This window comes from Oceanospirillum beijerinckii DSM 7166 (assembly GCF_000422425.1).
GTDB lineage: Bacteria > Pseudomonadota > Gammaproteobacteria > Pseudomonadales > Halomonadaceae > Oceanospirillum > Oceanospirillum beijerinckii.
This window is the reverse complement of the sequence record NZ_AULT01000105.1, coordinates 1-1398: the sequence shown is the minus strand read 5'-3', so window position 1 is coordinate 1398 and position 1398 is coordinate 1. Positions and strand designations below refer to the sequence as shown.

The window sequence follows — 1398 nt, the reverse complement described above, 5'->3', positions numbered from 1 at the left end:
AGCCCGGATACCCAGCGTTATTATCAGGAAGAAGCCGCAAACGACCCGGTGACCTGTGACCTGAGATACCAGGGCCAGATCTATGATTCAGAAACTGGGCTGTACTACAACCGCTTCCGTTACTATGATCCTGAGATAGCCCAGTACCTGACACCTGATCCTAGCGGCTTGAATGGAGGTTTAAGGCCTCAGTCATACGTTCATAATCCGGTTAATTGGGGTGACCCCTTAGGATTAAATTCAGAGAATCTTATTAGGTATAAGCCAAGAGAAGAGCTCACTGCTGTTCCAGGGAGTAGGAGTACTGCAATTAATAGAGCGTGGGCCTTAGAAAAAGCGCTTATTGAAAAAACTGGTGTAGGAACTAGAAATTGGTCTGATCAAGAGTTAGAGTTAATCAAATCTACAGAAAACAAAAAGTTAACTTCTGTTATGTCAAAAGCTGGCTACACTGGTCATCATATTAATAGTGTTGAAGGTAATGGAGACCTTGGAAATAAATGGAAGGGAGACCCTAGAAATATAGTGTTTTTGCAAAACCATAATCACCCCAGTAGTTTTAATGAACATGTTCATAGCCCTCAAGGGCATAGGGGAACAACTCGTAATTCGACTAATGGTCGCTTAATTGATAGAGAAGCAATGATCAATCAAAATCATAAAGGTTGTAGCTAATGGATATTAAAAGTTCGATAGATAGAATAGGTTTGGTTATGGATAGATTTGATCAAGATGGAGGATTCTCTGATCAAATTGAAATAGAATGGCCTAAAAATATACCATGTTCAAATGACTTGGAAATATTTTATAAGTGCATTTCATCTAACGAAACCACTTCAATAGAAATAGGGTCATCTATACTTTTTTTTATAAGGCTTGATGCTCTTGTTAAAAGTCATGCGGGTTATAAAGTAAGTTCGAGTGGTGTGCCTAATCCAGACTGGGGGGAAGGATATGTGTTATTTGCTCTATATAATGATGAGCCTTTGGTAGTCGATACTAATAGTGATTTATCCCCTGTTTTTGGAGCTTTTGAGAGTGGGCCATTTATAAATATCGCAGTTAGTCTAACTGATTTTATTAATGCTGTTGCTGCATTGGTTGAACTTCAGCATGGTGAATTTTCATCTGAAATAATAAATGATGATTATGAGATATCTTCAGCCTTTATTGATAGAGCGAAATATATTTTGTCTGAAAACAAAGGTGTTGATGTTGATGCTTTTATAAGCTTCTTTTTTGATTAAAACAGACCTTAGAAAACGCGGTTTCGGATAATAAGTGCAATTCCTTGAAGGCGAATAAATAAGGGACATCCACATATTTCTCTTTGATTTTTAAGGGAATTTAAGCCTGTCCCCACAGAAACCTCCCCCGAAGGCAACACCACACAGCTGG

Annotated in this window: 2 protein-coding genes; both read left to right on the top strand. The window is 38.3% G+C overall.

Annotated elements, in window-relative coordinates:
* Nucleotides 1-675: RHS repeat-associated core domain-containing protein (locus tag H579_RS26560; protein WP_281167074.1), on the top strand; the 675-nt coding region annotated here is incomplete at its 5' end.
* Entirely contained in the window at nt 675-1247 is a 573-nt protein-coding gene (locus H579_RS0118655) for a hypothetical protein (protein ID WP_028301913.1), read from the top strand. The genes H579_RS26560 and H579_RS0118655, both read left to right, overlap by 1 nt.
* The last annotated feature ends 151 nt before the right edge of the window (nt 1248-1398 follow it).

What these genes read in the sequence shown, in the direction of transcription:
- H579_RS0118655 (WP_028301913.1), top strand. Translation starts at nt 675, where the DNA reads ATGGATATTAAAAGTTCGATAGATAGAATAGGTTTGGTTATGGATAGA.